The organism is Actinomyces procaprae, from assembly GCF_004798665.1.
Classification (GTDB): domain Bacteria; phylum Actinomycetota; class Actinomycetes; order Actinomycetales; family Actinomycetaceae; genus Actinomyces; species Actinomyces procaprae.
In genome coordinates this window covers 1747036-1764657 of record NZ_CP039292.1, presented here as the reverse complement: position 1 = coordinate 1764657, position 17622 = coordinate 1747036, and the positions used below count along the sequence as shown (strand labels likewise).

13 protein-coding genes are annotated in these 17622 nt (G+C 67.6%); 1 reads left to right on the top strand and 12 read right to left on the bottom strand.

Annotated features, from left to right (window positions below):
• Window positions 1–22 precede the first annotated feature (22 nt).
• From E4J16_RS07040 to lipB, 9 genes are all read right to left on the bottom strand, one after another.
• Complete coding sequence (locus tag E4J16_RS07040) at window positions 23–4972, bottom strand: tetratricopeptide repeat protein (protein WP_136313625.1); 4950 nt, start codon at window positions 4970–4972, stop codon at window positions 23–25.
• Complete coding sequence (locus tag E4J16_RS07035; RefSeq protein WP_136313624.1) at window positions 4969–5304, bottom strand: CU044_2847 family protein; 336 nt, start codon at window positions 5302–5304, stop codon at window positions 4969–4971. Before E4J16_RS07035 ends, E4J16_RS07040 begins: the two co-directional genes overlap by 4 nt.
• Before the next feature lie 80 nt (window positions 5305–5384).
• Entirely contained in the window at window positions 5385–6200 is an 816-nt protein-coding gene (locus E4J16_RS07030) for an amino acid ABC transporter ATP-binding protein (RefSeq protein ID WP_275669593.1), read from the bottom strand.
• Window positions 6197–7183 (bottom strand): amino acid ABC transporter permease, encoded by a 987-nt coding sequence (locus tag E4J16_RS07025; protein ID WP_136194561.1) that lies wholly within the window; start codon window positions 7181–7183, stop codon window positions 6197–6199. The genes E4J16_RS07030 and E4J16_RS07025 overlap by 4 nt, the downstream gene beginning before the upstream one ends.
• A gap of 8 nt (window positions 7184–7191) precedes the next feature.
• The gene (locus tag E4J16_RS07020) at window positions 7192–8139 is read right to left on the bottom strand and encodes an ABC transporter substrate-binding protein (protein ID WP_136313623.1); all 948 of its coding nucleotides are present in this window, start codon (window positions 8137–8139) and stop codon (window positions 7192–7194) included.
• A gap of 98 nt (window positions 8140–8237) precedes the next feature.
• Entirely contained in the window at window positions 8238–9662 is a 1425-nt protein-coding gene (glnA, locus tag E4J16_RS07015) for a type I glutamate--ammonia ligase (RefSeq protein ID WP_136313622.1), read from the bottom strand.
• Window positions 9663–9807: 145 nt separating this feature from the next.
• A complete protein-coding gene (locus tag E4J16_RS07010; RefSeq protein WP_136313621.1) occupies window positions 9808–10530 on the bottom strand; it encodes a DUF4191 domain-containing protein in 723 nt (240 codons plus the stop codon).
• A 30-nt stretch (window positions 10531–10560) separates the two neighbouring features.
• Window positions 10561–11592, bottom strand: coding sequence for a lipoyl synthase (gene lipA, locus E4J16_RS07005; protein ID WP_136313620.1), 1032 nt, complete (start codon window positions 11590–11592; stop codon window positions 10561–10563).
• 131 nt (window positions 11593–11723) lie between these two features.
• Window positions 11724–12407, bottom strand: a complete 684-nt coding sequence (gene lipB / locus E4J16_RS07000) for a lipoyl(octanoyl) transferase LipB (RefSeq protein ID WP_136194564.1) — start codon at window positions 12405–12407, stop codon at window positions 11724–11726.
• A gap of 205 nt (window positions 12408–12612) precedes the next feature.
• On the opposite strand from lipB, the gene E4J16_RS06995 reads away from it, so the two are divergent.
• On the top strand, window positions 12613–14067 hold the full coding sequence (locus E4J16_RS06995) for a serine/threonine-protein kinase (protein ID WP_136313619.1): 1455 nt from the start codon (window positions 12613–12615) through the stop codon (window positions 14065–14067).
• A 32-nt stretch (window positions 14068–14099) separates the two neighbouring features.
• On the opposite strand, the gene E4J16_RS06990 is transcribed toward E4J16_RS06995, so the two are convergent.
• From E4J16_RS06990 to sucB, 3 genes are all read right to left on the bottom strand, one after another.
• Window positions 14100–15071: an SRPBCC family protein gene (locus tag E4J16_RS06990; RefSeq protein ID WP_136313618.1), complete on the bottom strand. Its 972-nt coding sequence runs from the start codon at window positions 15069–15071 to the stop codon at window positions 14100–14102.
• A 2-nt stretch (window positions 15072–15073) separates the two neighbouring features.
• Entirely contained in the window at window positions 15074–15340 is a 267-nt protein-coding gene (locus tag E4J16_RS06985) for a hypothetical protein (protein ID WP_136313617.1), read from the bottom strand.
• 908 nt (window positions 15341–16248) lie between these two features.
• Complete coding sequence (gene sucB / locus E4J16_RS06980; protein ID WP_136313616.1) at window positions 16249–17583, bottom strand: 2-oxoglutarate dehydrogenase, E2 component, dihydrolipoamide succinyltransferase; 1335 nt, start codon at window positions 17581–17583, stop codon at window positions 16249–16251.
• Between the last annotated feature and the right edge of the window lie 39 nt (window positions 17584–17622).

Genomic DNA, 17622 nt, shown 5'->3' with positions numbered 1-17622 from the left:
TGCGGAGATTGCCGGACGGCCTTCACTCGGGGTTTGATTCGCCCTGTATGAAGCTGCGAATAGAGCGTGCAAAGTCAGGCGACAGCTCGGCCAGGAACGGCGAGAGCAACGCATCAACTTCTGCCTGATAGCCCGCGGCGAAAAGCGACTTCAGACCTAGTAACCCCTGTGCGAGAGCATCTTTGGGATTGGCGCTCTCCGGTGCTCTACGGACGAGGAATAGGCACGCCCGAGCGGCGAGCTTAGGTGCGCCAAGGTCCTGTGCGCGAGAAGCAACCGAGGTCGCGATTGCCAGGACCTGAACCGATGTGGAGCAGCGCGCTGCGTGGTCCATGGCGGCGCTATATGCGTGGATGGCCTGCTCTGCCGGGTCGCCTCGGTCCTGTGCGAGGTTGCCGAGCTGGTGGTGGGTGGTGGCGATGCTGGCCTGGTCTCCCAGCTGCTCGAAGACCGCGAGGGAGTGGTGGTAGTGCTTCTCGGCCTGCTGGTAGTCGCCACGGTTCTGGGCGAGGTTGCCGAGCTGGTGGTGGGTGGTGGCGATGCTGGCCTGGTCGCCCAGCTGCTCGAAGACCGCGAGGGAGCGCTGGTAGTGCTTCTCGGCCTGCTGGTAGTCGCCACGGGCCTGGGCGAGGATGCCGAGATGGTGGTGGGTGGTGGCGATGCTGGCCTGGTCGCCCAGCCGCTCGAAGACCGCGAGGGAGCGCTGGTAGTGCTCCTCGGCCTGTTCATAGTCGCTACGGGCCTGGGCGAGGGTGCCGAGCTGCCCATGGGTGGTGGCGATGCCTGCCTGGTCGCCCAGCTGCTCCGCGATCTTGAGGGAGTGGTGGTAGTGCTCCTCGGCCTGCTGGTAGTCGCCACGGAGATAGCTGAGGTTGCCGAGCTGCCCATGGGTGGTGGCGATGCCTGCCTGGTCGCCCAGCTGCTCCGCGATCTTGAGGGAGTGGTGGTAGTGCTCCTCGGCCTGCTGGTAGTCGCCACGGAGATAGCTGAGGTTGCCGAGCTGCCCATGGGTGGTGGCGATGCCTGCCTGGTCGCCCAGCTGCTCCGCGATCTTGAGGGAGTGGTGGTAGTGCTTCTCGGCCTGCTCGTAGTCGCCACGGTTCTGGGCGAGCATGCCGAGTTGGTGGTGGGTGGCGGCGATGCCGGCCTGGTCTCCCAGCCGCTCGAAGACCGCGAGGGAGCGCTGGTAGTGCTTCTCGGCCTGCTCGTAGTCGCCACGGTTCTGGGCGAGCATGCCGAGCTGGTGGTGGGCGCTGGCGATGCCTGCCTGGTCGCCCAGCTGCTGCTTGATCTTGAGGGAGTGGTGGTAGTGCTTCTCGGCCTGCTGGTAGTCGCCACGGAGATAGCTGAGGTTGCCGAGCTGGTGGTGGGTGGTGGCGATGCTGGCCTGGTCTCCCAGCCGCTCGAAGACTGTGAGGGAGTGGTGGTAGTGCTTCTCGGCCTGCTCGTAGTCGCCACGGTTCTGGGCGAGAATGCCGAGTTGGTGGTGGGCGCTGGCGATGCCGGCCTGGTTGCCCAGCTGCTCCTTGATCTTGAGGGAGTGGTGGTAGTGCTCCTCGGCCTGTTCGTAGTCGCCACGGGCCTGGGCGAGGATGCCGAGATGGTGTATCCAGGTGGCACGGCGGATGTCGGACAGGTTACTGCCGCTAAGCTGCTGATGTGCGAGAGAGAAATCCTCATCCCACCAACCGACGGTGTGAAGAATATCCGCAGCGTTCTGCGCAACGTCATCGGCTGCCTCCGCGTCGCCAGAGCGGGAGTGATGGTGCCGCGCCTCGAGCAAGTCGTGCGCATCCATGGGACCAGAACTCGCACCCTGGGGGCGCATCCGGTAGCTCCAACGCCAGTACTCCGCGGCGCGCCGATGCCGTTCGGCGGCAAGCTCTTCCACCTCGGCATTCGGGCTAGCGGCAGCCACAACGCGTTCCAGTGCCTCCGCCAGCCAACGGTGAACGAAGAACCTGGTGTCCTCGCCGTCCCCGGGCGTGATGACCGTGAGCAGCGTGGATCCAACGAGCTCATGGAGCAGATCGTTTAGCGGCAGATCCGTACTCGGCAGACCGAGGGAGGAATCCTCATCGGAGGCCTTAGAAGGAGGAACCTCGTCGCCCACGGCGAAGAGTGCCGCGGCAGGACTAACCGGTTCCCGGAACACGGACATGCCGAGCAGGAGGCGCTGGGCGTCGCTGCTAAGAGTCGCCAGCAACTGCGGCAGGAGCACATCGTCGGCCGCGACCGTAACAGCGTCAGCGATGGCGGCATCAAGCGTACGCCCTTCCGCCAGCCATTCCTCCGGACTAACGCCTTCGGGAAGGCTGCTACGCAATCGGCCGCGCAGCTCGCGGGTTATTCGAGGCAGGCGCCCCCTTCCACGGTTCAGCAGCGCATCCACTGTCTCCAGGGTTCTGGGGTGCCCACCCACACCTGCCCACAGGGTCCGCAGGTCGGCGACCTCCAGAGCATCCAGCTGCGGCAGGGACCAGGCCAGGTGAGTGGTCTCGGCAAAGCTCAAGGGCTCCAGGGCAATCCACTCTAGCGCCGCCGTAGCATCTTCGGGCAGGCTGAAACGGTAACGGCAGGTCACCAGCAGCCTGCCACGGCCGAGAACAGTCAGAAACTGCACTAAGAACTCGGCAAGCAGGGGATCGGTCAGGCGATAGGCGCCGTCGATGAAGGTGAGATTGTCTTCGAAGTTGTCCAGCACCAGGATGAGGGGAATCTGCTGCAGCAGCGTGCCTTGCAGCAGGTCCAGGCGCTCGGACCAACCGATCTCGGTGTTGGCCAGTAGCCCCAGCAGCTGATTCACCTGGGGGTTAGAGGCCTGATTGCCGAGGCTGATGCGCAGGCGGGACGCGATTCGCTGGAAGAGCTCCTCAACTCGTACTATGCCACGCATATCAACCACAAGCACCGGCTGCAGCTCAGCGGTACGGCGGAGGACCTCCGCTGTCAGTGTTGACTTCCCGATGCCGCCAATCCCATGAAATACCACGCCGGCATGGGTATCGGAGAGCAGCAATTGGGGCACGCGCAGCTGCTCCCGGCGTCGTCCCACGAAGAATCCGGTGCCCAACGAGGGCAGTGAATTCATTGCACGCACGGAAGTCATCGGCGCCGACGACTGCGTTTCCTTCTCTGGTGGTGCGGTGATCGCCTGCCCACAGCCGGAGGCCTGGACCGTTACCATGCTCCAGCCCGCCAGCACCTGCTCGGTTTGCTGGCGCGGATTGGAGCTTTCAGCGCATATCCGTCGGACCTCCCGACGAGCCTGGGCCAGGGCGTAAACGGGATCCGGGTTCCTTGCTGCAGCAAGCTCGGCGTAGACCTTGGAGAACACCAGAGTGGCATAGTGGTCAGAGACCGCGTCCTCTGTGCCAATGACGTTTGGCGCTCCCGCAGCCACAAGCTCATCGGCGAAGGAGGTAGCCTCGTTGCCCGCAGACGCATTGGACTCACAGGCTGCCAGGCAGATCAGCGGCGGCATACCGCCGGCCGGGATCGCCTCCTCAATGAGCTCCTTTGCGCTGACACGCCGGGCGGCACCGTGCTCGTCCTCGAGTACGAGCAGGCCTGCGGCACCGTGACCCGAGATGTGCAGAACATGCGGGTTCTCCTGCTCCAAAGCCCGCCGGATCTCTCCGGTGGTAGCGAACTGGACTATTCGCACCCGCGCATTGGTGCTACGCGCCTCGCGGACGGCGGTGGTGATAGCGCGCAACTCCGCCTGGTAGTCCAGGGCGCCGCCCCCGCCCTCAATCGGAGAGGCTATGGCCACCACGATCCGCAGTGGTCCGGGCACGCGTCGTGGGGTCGGCGCGGCGACGGCCTTGCGGAAGAAGGTCACCAGGTAGTGCAGCGCCAGCGGCCGTCTGGTTCCCGGCACATGCATGGCCTCCCAGGGGAGGTTGCGAAGGTCCTGCCGTACGGACAGATCAAGCGCCAGCTCTACTGGCACCGTCTGACCCTCAGCCTTGGCAATGATTTGGGAGAGCGCTGCTCCGGCCTCGCCCGGCAGGAAGACCCGAGTGAGCGCTGCGCCCATCTCATCCAGCGCATCCAACAGCGGGGTGTGGTTCCGATTCTGGGGCGCTGAGTGGTTCCCCAGCAGTGGGCTGCCCGCCCGAGCCAGCCGCAGACGCTCTGCGGGACCAAACAGTGCAGCCTTGGAGCCGACCGTTACGCTCACTTCAACGCTCAGCGCCGGACAGGACACGGTCACCGAGTCACCCGGTCCCAGACGTATCTCTGCCTGCAAGGCCTCGGTGGGACGCGGCTCTCCCTCAAGCTCAACCTCCAGCCAGCCGCCACATGACCTGACCAGCGACTCCGCGCCAACGGCGAACACCAGGTCCCGGCTCCAGCCGTCGGACGAGTTGTAGCGCCCCGTCACCATGCCGATGACGGCCCCGCCGTCGGCCAGCACAACCGGCGCTCCCGACATTCCGGGCTGCGCGCCGGAGGCCTTGACGGTCAGCAACTCGGTGGTGATGTCACTGTAGAAATCCCAGCCGTCCCACTGACCGCTGGTGCTGGATGCAGTAACACCGCGCTCGGCAGCGGGATCGGGGCGGCTGGAGGCACCGGTAATGCGTACGGCGGCACCAGGTTGTATCCCGGCGGTGGTTGCGAGCCGTGCCGGCTCGGCCGACCAAGCTGAGGTCTCCACCTCCAGCAGGGCCAAGTCCAGAACCAGGTCGAGGTGCAGGACGCGAGCGCGAAGGGTGGCCGCGGTGGAACTCAAGCCTTGACGCAGCCGGATTTGCGGAGCGGGGGAGTTCCCTTCGGGGACGGGTGCTGCGGCGTCGGGTACCGCCAAGGCGGCGTGTGCCTGCACCAGATTCACGCCTACGGCGCTCAGAACGTGCGCCGCAGTGACCACCCTTCCGGGACTCACCAGCCAGCAGGTGCCAACAGCCTCATCGGAGTCGTTCAGAACCACCCCGAGGTAGCCAGGCACCGCGGCGGCCGTCATACGGCGCCCCGGTTGCCGGAGGCGTTAGTGAACTTCATGGACACCGCCAGCGAAGCCGTAGTGGTGGAGGAGGCGACGACGATCGCGCCAGTGGTAGACAGGCTCAGTCCCATCTGGATCGTGATCTCATCCGGTGGCTCCGCCTGGTCGCACACCCGACGGACCATGCCCGCGGCCTGTTTTGCCGCGGCATCAACCACATCCCCTGCCCGCTCGAACAGGTCCGCGGCCCGCTCCCGCACGCCTGACAGCTCCTGGCTTCCGGGGGCGCGAACAACCTCAATCAGGACCTCTTGATCACCGATACGACCCTTGATCAGCTGCGTGTCCATGAGGCTCCAGGGAAGTAAGAGGAATAAGCGTGCCTTACATCACTTTAGTGGCCGTAGGAGTGGGGGTATGCGCAACCTGATCACAATACGGACGCGAGGAAGGCCTTGGTGCGCTCCTGACTGGGGTGGTCCAGTACCTCAACCGGATCCCCGGACTCGCACACGAGGCCGCCGTCCATGAAGATCAGCTGGTCCCCTACCTCCCGGGCGAAGCCCATCTCGTGGGTGACCACCACCATGGTCATGCCATCCGCGGCCAGGTCCTTCATCACCTGCAGCACCTCACCCACCAGCTCCGGGTCCAGGGCGGAGGTGGGCTCATCGAAAAGCATCAGCTCCGGGTCCATGGCCAGCGCCCGGGCGATCGCCACCCGCTGCTGCTGCCCACCGGACAGCTGGGAGGGGTAGTGGTCAAGCCGGTCGCCCAGCCCCACCCGCTCCAGCAGCTCCACACCGCGCGCCCGCGCCTGCTGCTTGTCCATGCGGCGCACGTGGATGGGCGCCTCAATGACGTTGCCCAGCGCCGTCATGTGCGGGAACAGGTTGAAGCGCTGGAACACCATGCCGATCTTCGAGCGCTGCGCGGCGCGCTGCTTGTCCGTCAGGGCGTGCAGCCGCACCGATCCGTCCGGGCGCCGCTCCTCCCGCATGCCGATCATCTCGCCATCCACCCACACGCGCCCGGCGTCGATGGTCTCCAGCTCATTGATGCAGCGCAGCAGCGTCGACTTCCCGGAGCCGGAGGGGCCCACCAGCACCGTCACGGAGCCGGGCTCCACCGTCAGGTCGATGCCCTTGAGAACATGCAGCTCCCCGAAGAACTTGTGCAGCCCGGCGATGCGGACCTTGGGCACGGCCGACTCGGACGTGGCCGGAGTTGCGTTCGATGCGCTCACGGGGTGACCTCCAGGAAGGGCGTTTCCTTAGTGGTGTGGGAGTCCAGGATCGCCTGCTGGCGCGCTGACATGCCCCGCCTGCCACTGGCCTTGGTGGAGCCGTCGAAGCCGCGGCCGTAGTAGCGCTCAATGAAGTGCTGCCCCACCATCAGGATCGAAGTGATGATGATGTACCAAAGGGCCGCGACGATCAGCAGGGGGATGGTCTGGTAGGTGTAGGAGGCGTAGGAGTTGGTGACGAAGGTCAGGTCCAGCGTGAAGGGCACCGCCAGCACCAGCGAGGTGGTCTTCAGCATGGAGATGGTCTCGTTGCCGGTGGGCGGCACAATCACCCGCATCGCCTGCGGCAGGACGATGCGGCGCAGGATCTGCCCCCGGCTCATGCCCAGTGCGCCGGCCGCCTCGGTCTGGCCGGGGTCCACGCTGGCCAGGCCCGACCGCACGATCTCCGACAGGTAGGCGCCCTCATTGATGCCCAGCCCCAGCACGGCGGCGACGAACGGCGTGAACACCGTAGTGGTGCGGAAGGTGATCAGCTCCGGCCCAAAGGGAACCCCCAGGCTCAAGTACTGGTACAGGGCGGACAGCGCCCCCCAGAACACCAGCTGGGTGTAGATCGGGGTGCCCCGGAAGAACCACAGGTACGCCAGCGACACCCCGCGCAGCACCGGGTTCGACGACTGGCGCATCACCGCCGTCGTCACCGCCAGCACAATCCCGATCAGCATGGCCAGGAAGGTCAGCAGCAGCGTCCAGCCCACCGCCCGCACCACGTGGACCTCCCGGAAGAAGAACCACACCGTGCTCCAGTGGAACTTCTCATTGGTCAGCAGGGCGTGGGCCAGCATCGCGCCGAGGACGGCGACGATGGTGGCACTGATCCAGGTGCCTGGGCGGGGAACCGGCTTGAGGCGGTTCAGCTGCACCGGCTGCTCGGCGCCGGGCGCAGCTGCGGTGGAATCGGCTTGGGCTGTCGCTGTCATGGTGGTGATCACTGCTCCACGTTCGGGTTCAGCTCTGCGGTCGTGAGTGCGGCGTCCTCAATCCCCCACGCATCCAGGATCTCCTCCCAGATGCCCTCATCCATCAGGTATTGGACGGCCGCCTGGATGGCGGCGTTGAACTGCGGGTCGTCCTTGGTCAGGACGATGGCCTGGGGGAGCGCGTCCTCGATCTCGCCGATGGTCTCCACCCCGCCGTCGGTCAGCTCGACGGCGTACCCGGCGACGGTGGAGTCGGAGTAGACGGCGTCGACCACGTGGCCGATCAGGCCGGTGGTGGCCTCCGACTGGGAGGAGTAGGAGCGCACCGAAATCGCCGGCAGCCCCGCATCGGTGCAGGCGGCGGAATCGGCGTTCATGGCGTCCTCCTGGGCCGTCCCCGTCTGCACCCCGATGGTCAGGCCGCACAGGTTCATGTGGTCGGAGGGGTCCACGCCCTCAGGGTTGCCGGCCACCACGTTGAAGCGGGAGCCGACGTTGATGTAGGCGATCATGTCCATCTCCGACTCCCGCTCGGCGGTCACGGTGAAGGAGGAGATGCCGGCGTCGTACTTGGAGCCGACGGCGGCGATGATGGAGTCGAACTCCGCGGTGTGGGTGGTCGACTTCACCCCCAACACGGCCGCGATCGCCTTGGTCAGGTCGACGTCGTAGCCGATGGCGGTCCCGTCCGTGTCCAGGAACTCCGCGGGCGCGTAATCGGTGGAGGCGGCCACGTCCAGTACGCCGTCGTCCAGGGCGCCCTCGGGGAGCATGTCGATGATGTCCTGCTGTGCCTGGACGCCGGAGGTGTCATAGCCGGTGAAGGCCGCCGCGCCGTCCTCCCCGGTCGCCCTCCAGTCCGCCGCATTCGTGCAGGCGGACAGCGGCAGTGTCAACGAGAGCGCCAGGCACAGCCCGCCTGCGAGGGCGGCACAGCGCTTGCGGGCCAGTCTCATCGCGGTTCCTTCCGGTAGGGGGCCACAGCCGCCGTTAGGATATCCAGATCAGGGCATACATATGCAAACGTCTGCTCCGGGCCCCACTGGGAGACGGCTTACAGGTCGTAGTACAGCTCGAACTCATACGGGTGCGGGCGCTGCCGCATGGGGGCGATCTCATTGGTGCGCTTGTAGTCCACCCAGGTCTCGATCAGATCCGCGGTGAACACATCGCCCTCAGCCAGGTAGTCGTGATCGGCCTCGAGAGCCTCCAGGGCCTCATCCAGTGTGCCCGGAAGCTTGTCGATGTCGTGGTAGTCCTCCGGGGCCAGCTCGTACAGGTCCTTGTCCACGGGCTCGCGCGGCTCAATGCGGTTGCGGATGCCGTCGATGCCGGCCATCAACGTGGCCGCGAAGGCCAGGTAGGGGTTGGCCGAGGGATCGGGGACGCGGTACTCGATGCGCTTGGCCTTGGGGGAGGAGCCCGTCACGGGGATACGGATGCAGGCGGAGCGGTTGCGCGCCGAGTACACCAGGTTCACCGGGGCCTCGAAGCCGGGCACCAGGCGGTGGAAGGAGTTCACCGACGGGTTGGTGAAGGCCAGCAGGCTCGGGGCGTGGCGCAGGATCCCGCCGATGTACCAGCGGGCCAGGTCGGACAGCTGCCCATAACCGCGCTCATCGAAGAACAGCGGCTTGCCGTCCTTCCACAGGGAGTGGTGGGTGTGCATGCCGGAGCCGTTGTCGCCGAAGATCGGCTTGGGCATGAACGTGGCGGTCTTGCCGTTGCGCCAGGCCTCGTTCTTGACGATGTACTTGAACTTCATCATGTCGTCGCCCGCCGCCAGCAGGGAGTCGAAGCGGTAGTTGATCTCCTGCTGGCCGGCAGTGCCGACCTCGTGGTGGGCACGCTCGATGTCAAGTCCGGCCTCGATACAGGTGCTTACGATCCGGTCCCGCAGATCGGCCATCTGGTCATTGGGGGAGACGGGGAAGTAGCCGCCCTTGAAGGCGGTCTTGTAGCCCTTGTTCCCGCCCGGCTCGTCACGGCCGGTGTTCCAGGCCGCCTCGGCGGAGTCGATCAGGTAGCGGGTGGAGGCGGGCGTGGTCTCATACTGGATCGAGTCGAACAGGTAGAACTCGGCCTCGGCGCCGATGTAGCAGGTGTCCGCGATACCGGTGGAGCGCAGGTAGTCCTCCGCCTTGGCGGCGATAGAGCGGGGATCCCGGGAGTAGACCTCATCCGTGAAGGGGTCCACGATCGAGAAGTTGATTACCAGCGTGCGCTGCTCGCGGAAGGGATCGAGGAAGGCCGTGGTCACGTCCGGGATGAGCTTCATGTCCGACTCGTGAATGGCGGTGAAGCCGCGAATGGAGGACCCGTCGAACATCAATCCGTCCGTCAGCGCCTCGTCCTTGAAGGCGGCCACAGGGATCGTGAAATGCTGCATGACGCCGGGCAGGTCGCAGAAACGCACATCGACCAGCTGCACCCCCTGCTTCTCGATGAAGGCCAGCGCTTCGGATGCGTCACTGAACATGTAGTTTCCTCCAAGGGGGTGACGAGAGGGTGCGGTACGGGTGCCCGGCGGGCGTACGCAGGCTAGGGCGGCGGAGTGTCACCGAGGTGCCGCAAATGTGTCGGCAGTGTTTCGGGAGAGGCGATGCGGGGAGCGGGCCCCGGCGTCAGCGCCCGCGGATGGCGCGGCGGTCGGGGCGGATGTTGTTCGGATCCATGTACTTGGGGATCGGCAGGCCCTTGGCGGACAGGGAGGACAGCCGCTTCGCAACCCGGTCGATCTCCGTGTTGGTCAGCTTGGTGGGCTTGGTGGGGAGCCGCCGCAGGGCGCGCTCCAGATGAATCAGCCGCACCTGGCCCTCTGCCGTTCCCACGGAGATGACGTGCACGGGGACGGTGGACAGGATCCGGTGCAGCATCTTCTTCTCATCCTCAATCAGGTGCTGGGTGCGGCCCGGAGAGCCCTCGGCAACCAGGACCACGCCCGGACGCCCAACCATCCGCCACACGAGGTCCTGCCCCTTGGGGCTGAAGGCGACCGGATTGGACTCCACGAACCAGCCGCGACCGGCCTGGTCGAGCACGGCCTTCACCGCACCGGGGTGGCCCTCGATCTGCATGTAGGAGGCGCGGCGCGTCGCCAGGCTCAGCACGATCATGTCGACCATCAGCGCGAACACCAGGGCCATCAGCAGCCAGTACCAAAGCGCCTGGCTGGTCACGGCGGCGAGTACACCTGCAAGCACCAGCAGCGCCACGACGATGCCGAGCAGCGCCCACCCGATCCACGGGTAACTGCGCCGGGAGATGGTGTAGGAGTCCTTGATGTTCTGGGCGACCTGGGCGAGGCGCCTTCTCTTCTTCGGCTGGGCGCTCTGGGCTGTGCTCACGCACACCACTGTAGCCGACGGCGGCGATGGTCAGGAGGCGGCGCGGCCGCCTGCCCCGGCGGCCAGCAGCGCGGAGGCCTCCTGCCTGGCGGTGCCGGGCTCGGCCAGATCGGTCATGTTCGCGGGAATCGTCCTTCCGGTGGCGCGCATCGCACGCGCCCACAGCATGCCCGAGCGGTATGAGGAGCGCACCATCGGACCGCTCATGACGGCGTTGATGCCCATTCGCTCGGCCAGTGCGGCCAGCTCCACGAACTCCTGCGGCTTGACCCAGCGGTCGATCGGGTGGTGCAGCTTGGAGGGCCTCAGGTACTGGGTGATTGTCAGGATGTTCACGCCGACCTCCACCAGGTCGGCGATCGCCTGCTCGATCTCCTCCCGAGTCTCACCCATGCCCAGGATCAGGTTCGACTTGGTCAGCAGCCCCGCCCGCGACGCACGGGCGAGCACCTCCAGGCTGCCCTCATAGGAGAAGGCCGGGCGGATCCGCTTGAAGATGCGGGGGACCGTCTCCAGGTTGTGGGCGAAGACCTCGGGACGGGAGTCGAAGACCTCCTGCAGCGCGTCCTGCCGGCCCCTGAAGTCGGGCACCAGCAGCTCGATTCCGCAGCCGGGCACGCGCGCGTGCACCAGGCGGGCGGTCTCGGCGTAGAGCCAGGCGCCGCCGTCGGGCAGGTCATCACGGCAGACCCCCGTCACGGTGGCGTAGCGCAGCCGCATCTCCGCGATCGAGGCGGTCACCCGGGCAGGCTCGCCGGGGTCGTACTCGGTGGGGCGTCCAGTGGCGATGTTGCAGAAGTCGCAGCGGCGCGTGCACATGCTCCCCGCCACCAGGAAGGAGGCCTCGCGGTCGTTCCAGCACTCGTAGACATTGGGGCAGTTCGCCTCGGCGCAGACCGTGTGCAGCTCATTGCTGTGCACCAGGTTACGCACGTCCTGATAGGTCTGCGTGACCTCCGCGCGGGTGCGCAGCCACTTCGGCTTGTGTTCGATCGGCGTCTCGGCGTTGCGGGCCTCCACGCGCAGCAGGCGGCGGCCTTCGGGGGCGACGGCGTCTGGCACTGGCACTCCTCTGGAACGTAGGACCATGGGCCGACAGTCTATGCCCGCGACGACGGAAAATGGGACTGAGGGCCTAGTGGCGGGTTGGGTGTGACACGGCGCATTCGACCAGGCTCGCCCGGGGCGCCCCGCTACGCGTCGGCAAGCAGCGGCCGCAGATGGCGCTCCAGCGCAAGCATCAGCGGCGCCGCCAACTCAGCCGCCTCGTAGTGGACGCCGGTCAGGGCCGTCAGCGACGTGACTCCGGCGTCGGAGATACCGCAAGGAATGATCCGGTCCAGGTCGAAGGCGGCCAGATCGGGATCCACGTTCAGGCCAATGCCGTGCATAGTCGTCCCGCGGGCAACCCGCACACCCAGGGCGCAGACCTTGCGCGCCACGTCGCCGCCCTCACGACCCGGCACGGCGGGAACCCACACACCGGACCGCCCCTCAACACGCACAGTGTCGACGCCGAGCTCCGCGCACACATCCATGACCGAGGCCTCGAGCGCGCGCACGTACTTGATGACGTCGATCGGCGGGGCCAGGCGCACGATCGGGTAGGCGGTCAGCTGCCCGGGGCCGTGCCAGGTGGTCTTGCCGCCACGGTCCACATCCACCACGGGCACGCGCTCAGGCCCCGCGAACGGCCCCTCCGGACGCTCCCAGGAATGAGTGCGCCGACCGACCGTGTACACGCTCTCGTGCTCCAGCAGCAGCACGGTCGCAGGGCGGCGGCCGGCGGCGACGGCCGCGTGCACGGCGCGCTGGAGCTCCCAGCCCTCCGCATAGGGCACGTGCCGGGTTCCCAGGCCTACGTCCACGCGTTCCAGGTGCTGCACCCGGACAGCCTAGACGAGTGCGGCCACAGGGCTGGACCGGCGGAACGCGCCCGGTAGCGCCTCAATGGGTGACGCTCGCGCCGACCTGCGGACATGAGCGCGGAGCCGGGTGCCGAGGACCTGGATGTGATCGGTTATCCACAGGCGCCACATTGCCTCTGGCGACCTTGTCCCCGGGCACTGGACCATGGTGGTCATGGGCACCAAGCAGCACCGTAACCGCAGCCCCCGGATCGGGGGCCGGCCGGAGGACCCCGAAGCACTCGAGCCGGAACTCCAGGATGCGCTGATCCGGGCGGGACTCGCCGTCGGCGCGCCCCTGGGGGCAGACAGTCCGGGGCGGCGGGCGCCCCGCCGCGGACTTGACGCCGCCGGCCGGGACGTGGTGATTCACCTGCTCGACCTGCCCGACGACGCCTCCGGCGCGCGCACGCTGCGACGCCTGGATGAGCTGCGTGCGCTCACCCACCCGGGGATCGCCCCCGTGCGCGAGATCATCTCCCTCCCCGGAGGCTGCGCAGCCGTCACCGTCGACCTGGTTGTCGGCGCAGATCTCGCGGTGGTCCTCGGAGCGCGCGGCGGGCTTACCCGGGCCGAGACCGCCAAGGTCCTCGACGACGTCGGCAGCGCCCTGGCGCACCTGCACGCGCACGGACTGGCGCACGGGGACGTCTCGCCGGCCAATGTCATGGTCACCACCGAGGGCGGCCTGGTGCTCATAGACCTGTTCGGCGGCATCCTCGAATCCGGAACCGATCGCTGCGCAGCGCCGGAGCGGCGCGGCGGCGGCCCAGCCACTCCCGCATCCGATGTGTACGCGCTGGCGGCGCTCCTGCGCGAGTGCGCCACCGAGTCCGCGATGCTGCGGACCAGGCTGGACCGGATCCTCGCGGACGCACTCGCCACGTCCCCGCAACGACGCCCCAGTGCGCGGGCACTCGCCGCCCGCGCCCCCGAGATCGCCAAGCCGGGCGGCGTCGCCCTCCCCGACGGCGCCCGACTCGCGGCAGGTGCGCTGCGGGCCGCAGTGGCTCGGCCCACAAGAGTTGTTCCCTCGCGCCGTCGGCTGCGCCCCGAGCGCCGCAGCCGACTCGCCGCCGGGGCGCGGCTGGGAGGCGTCGCCCTGGTCGGGCTCGTCGGCGTCGCGGCGGTCATAGGGATGCTCGGCGCCGGTCAAGGCGCCCAGGTCTCGGCGACGGCGAGCGCTTCGGGGGCGTCCGTCGCGACGTCATCCGCGCAGCCGCCCGTGGCCTCGGGGCAGGAGTCGCTCCGGGATGTGGTGGTGGACCTGGCGGGGCGGCGCGACGCCGCTCTGAACGCGGGCGACGCGGCCGCTCTCGCCGAGACCACCGTCCCGGGCTCGCCGGCGGCGGCAGCGGATGCGGCGGTGCTGGAGGCGCTCAACGAGGCGGGGGAGAGCGTGAGCGGATTGGACACCTCGGTGCTGGGCGTAGTCGAGGTCGAGGTGCCGGACGACTGTGCGCAGACCTGGACGAGTGCCCGGGCGGTGCGGGTCCGACAGTCGCAGCCGGCGTCAACGAGGACGGCCGCGGACGGCGCCGTGCGTACTGTGCCGGCGCAGGCGGCACGTGAGGTGGTGCTGGTGCTGGTTCCGGGCCCGTGGCGTGTGGCCGAGGTGCGCGCCGCATAGAGCCAATGCGCGCAACGCCCCGACGCTGAGCCTCACTCGGATGCGGCTACGGTCCGGGCCAGGGCGCCGAGGGCCGTGACCATGCCGATGCGTGTCAGCCGCTGCGTAACCGGGTGCAGCAACCGCCCGGACAGGTTCCAGATCCGGTGAGCACGGGTGAAGGTGAGCGCGCATCCGCCGGGGGCGGGTGCAAGATCGAAGCGGTCATATGCGATGCCCCGCCCGGGTGCGGGTCCGTTCAACATCGTCTTGACCCAGACGACTGAATCTGGCGTCGGTTCGAAGCGCCTCCAGCGCAGGTCCATGTGGCGGCTTCCGGACCGTGAGCCGCTACGGGTGATGATGCCGTCCGGACGGGTTGCGCGTATCTCCGTGGCGAGAACCGCCCAACTGGACAATAGTGACGGATCGGCCAGGACGCCGTGCACCTGTGCCGGCGGTGCGGAGATGAACCGGCTCAGGCGCTCAGCGGCCGACGGCTGTTCGGCAAGCAGCGTGTGGTCGACCATGACGCCGGCACGGCGTGCCACCGGGTTCGGACGGCGCTGTTTGTAGGCGGCAACATCGTTGCGTAGGTGATCCGGATCAACACCGAGTAGGACGAGTGGGCGAATCGCTACTTCGGTGCCCAGCAGGGCCTGCAGCGCGGACAGTGAGGTTTTGAACGAGGTGTTTCGGTCGTTCACGAGCTGTTCGGCCCGAGCGGACATGGGTATCTCACCGAAATTGGCCAATGGTTCCGTGCCTACACTTTCCGGAAGGTTCTGCGGCATGGCGGAGACGTCGACGCCGATAGCGGCTAGATCGGCGTCAGCCACATCCCGTATCGCGCCTCGGGCGTTGGCGAGAGTGACGCCGTGGGCGCCCAGTAGGGCCGCGGCCGCGCCGCCCTCAGCAAGCAGGCCCAGGAGCAGATGGTCCAGATCGACTTCGGGATGGCGCAGTCGACCGGCTTCATGCCAGGAGCAGGTGATCAAGGCGAGCAGGTGTGTGGTCGTACTCATGGTCAACGTGACCTCCTTCGTATGGGAGCCAGACCCGGCTCCACGCGTTTGGCGTACTTCTTATGTACGGCCTGGCGGGTGACACCCAGATGTGTGGCGATCTCGGTCCACCCCATGCCGGCACGCAGGGCGGCCTCGACCTGTGCGAGTTCCAGGGACTCGGTGAGTCGCCGCAACGCCGCCACCGCACGTAGGCCGGCAGCGGGATCAGCTGTATCCGCTGCGGCGGAGGCCACCTGGTCGGGTGCTGGCGTGTTTGAAGAACCCATGTAAGCAACGTACGTTGACATGGGTGGTGCTGTCAACCGTTGTTGCTATCCGCCGCGGTACTGAGTTGTCGGCACTGCTGTGGCACTGAGTTATCGGCACTGCCGCGGTGCTTGAGTTCGGGGTTTCGGCTGCTGCGGTGCGAATTGGTCGACGCGCGATGGCCTGGCGGGTGACACCCAGATGTGTGGCGATTTCGGTCCACCCCATGTCGGCACGCAGGGCGGCCTCGACCTGTGCGAGTTCCAGGGACTCGGTGAGTCGCCGCAACGCCGCCACCGCGCTCGCCGGTGCCGTCAGGCCCGGTTATGTGAGTGCTTGGGTGGCGGTGCGCGGTCGAGCGTCTGTGTGCGTGGCCGTCGAGCCTGCCAGTTGGACCGCTATGCCCCGGTTGGACCCCTGTGCCCCGGTTGGACCCCTGTGGCCCCGTTGGACCGCCGTAGCCGCCGTTGACAGCGGTCCAACGGGGCGTGAGCGGTCCATCGGGGCGTGAGCGGTCCATCGGGGCGTGAGCGGTCCAACCAGGGCGGCGCGAGACCCACTCGCCCCTCGACGGGCGCACACAGCGCCCTCAAACTGGAGCCCCATTGCCACCAGGCACGCCAACTCGCCATCTGCTACCAGGCACCACCCACATCGCCAGCACCGCCCCACCACCACAAACCACTTACCCGACACGACCTAGTGGCTCATTCGATTGGGCCTATGACGGTCCCTCCTGACCGGGCCGACGATCGTCACCGGGCACCCACCACTCCGGCAGACCGGAAGAGACCTACCCAACCGCCCTCCCCAGAAGGAACGTCCTCGTGGCAGGCGCCTACCGATGACAATGGGGCCCGCACGCAAGGGTGCGGGCCCCATTGGGAGTCGGAGTGGCTATGCCGGCTCTGGCCGTGTTCTTACTGTGTCAGAGCCCCAGCTCGCCGGAGAAGTCGCCCTGCTCAAGACGCTTCTTGACGGTCATGAGGTACCGGGAGGCATCCGCACCGTCCACCAGCCGGTGGTCGTAGGACAGCGACAGGTAGCACACCGAGCGCACGGCAATGACCTCATTGCCGTCGGCATCCTTAACCACGCGCGGCTGGCGGGTGATGGCGCCCAGGCCCAGGATGGCCACCTCGGGCTGGTTGATGATCGGGGTGTCGAACAGGGCGCCGCCAGATCCGGTGTTGGTGATCGTGAAGGTGGCACCGGACAGCTCACCGGCCTCGACCTTGTTGTCCCGCGTGCGCGCCGCCAGATCGTTGATGCGCTTGGCCAGGCCCGGGACGTTCATGTCACCGGCGTTCTTGATCACCGGGACGTACAGGCCCCGAGGCGTGTCGACCGCGATGCCGATGTGCTCAACGTCGTGGTAGGTCACCTGGTCCCCACTGATGGTGGCGTTCAGCTTCGGGTGCGCCTTGAGCGCCTCGGTGGCGGCGGCAACAAAGAACGGCAGGTACGTCAGCTTGGTGCCGTTGCGCGTCAGGAACTCATCCTTTGCGCGGGCGCGCAGTGCGGCCACGCGGGTGACGTCCACTTCGACGACCGTGGTGAGCTGGGCGGAGGTCTGCAGCGAGGCCATCATGCGCTCGGAGATGACGCGGCGCAGCCTGCTCATCTTCTCGGTCCGACCGCGCAGGTCCGCGCCGTCTGTCGCGGAAGCGCGCCGCGCAGCGTCGGCGGGCGCGGTCGCAGGGGCGGCCGGCGCGGGAACGGCCTCCGGTGCCGGAGCCGACGCAGCCTGGGCCTCGGCCTGTGCGGCGGCCGCGGCCTCCACGTCCTGCTTGCGGATGCGTCCGCCGATACCGGTTCCGGTAACAGTGGCCAGGTCAACGCCCCGCTCGCGGGCAAGCTTGCGCACAATCGGGGTTACGTAGGCGGCCGACGGGGGCGCCGCGGCCGGTTCGGCGGCGGCCGCAGCCGCAGGTGCCGCCGGGGCGGCGGCGACCGGCGCCGTCGGCTCGGGCTCCGCCTCCTGGGATGCGGGCGCGGGGGCTGCAGGGGCGCTGCCCGCCTCCGCCGCATCCCCTACGATCGCCAACACGGTGCCGACCTCAACGGTCTCGTCCTCGGCGACCCGGATCTCCAGCAGGGTGCCCGCCACGGGGGAGGGCACCTCGGTGTCGACCTTGTCGGTGGCCACCTCCAGCAGCGGCTCACCGACTTCGACGGTGTCTCCCACGGACTTCAGCCAGGAGGAGACAGTCCCCTCGGTGACCGATTCGCCCAGCGCGGGCATCTTCACGGACTCGGACATGATCGACTCTCCGTCTCTTGTTGTTGAATCGAGTGTTTG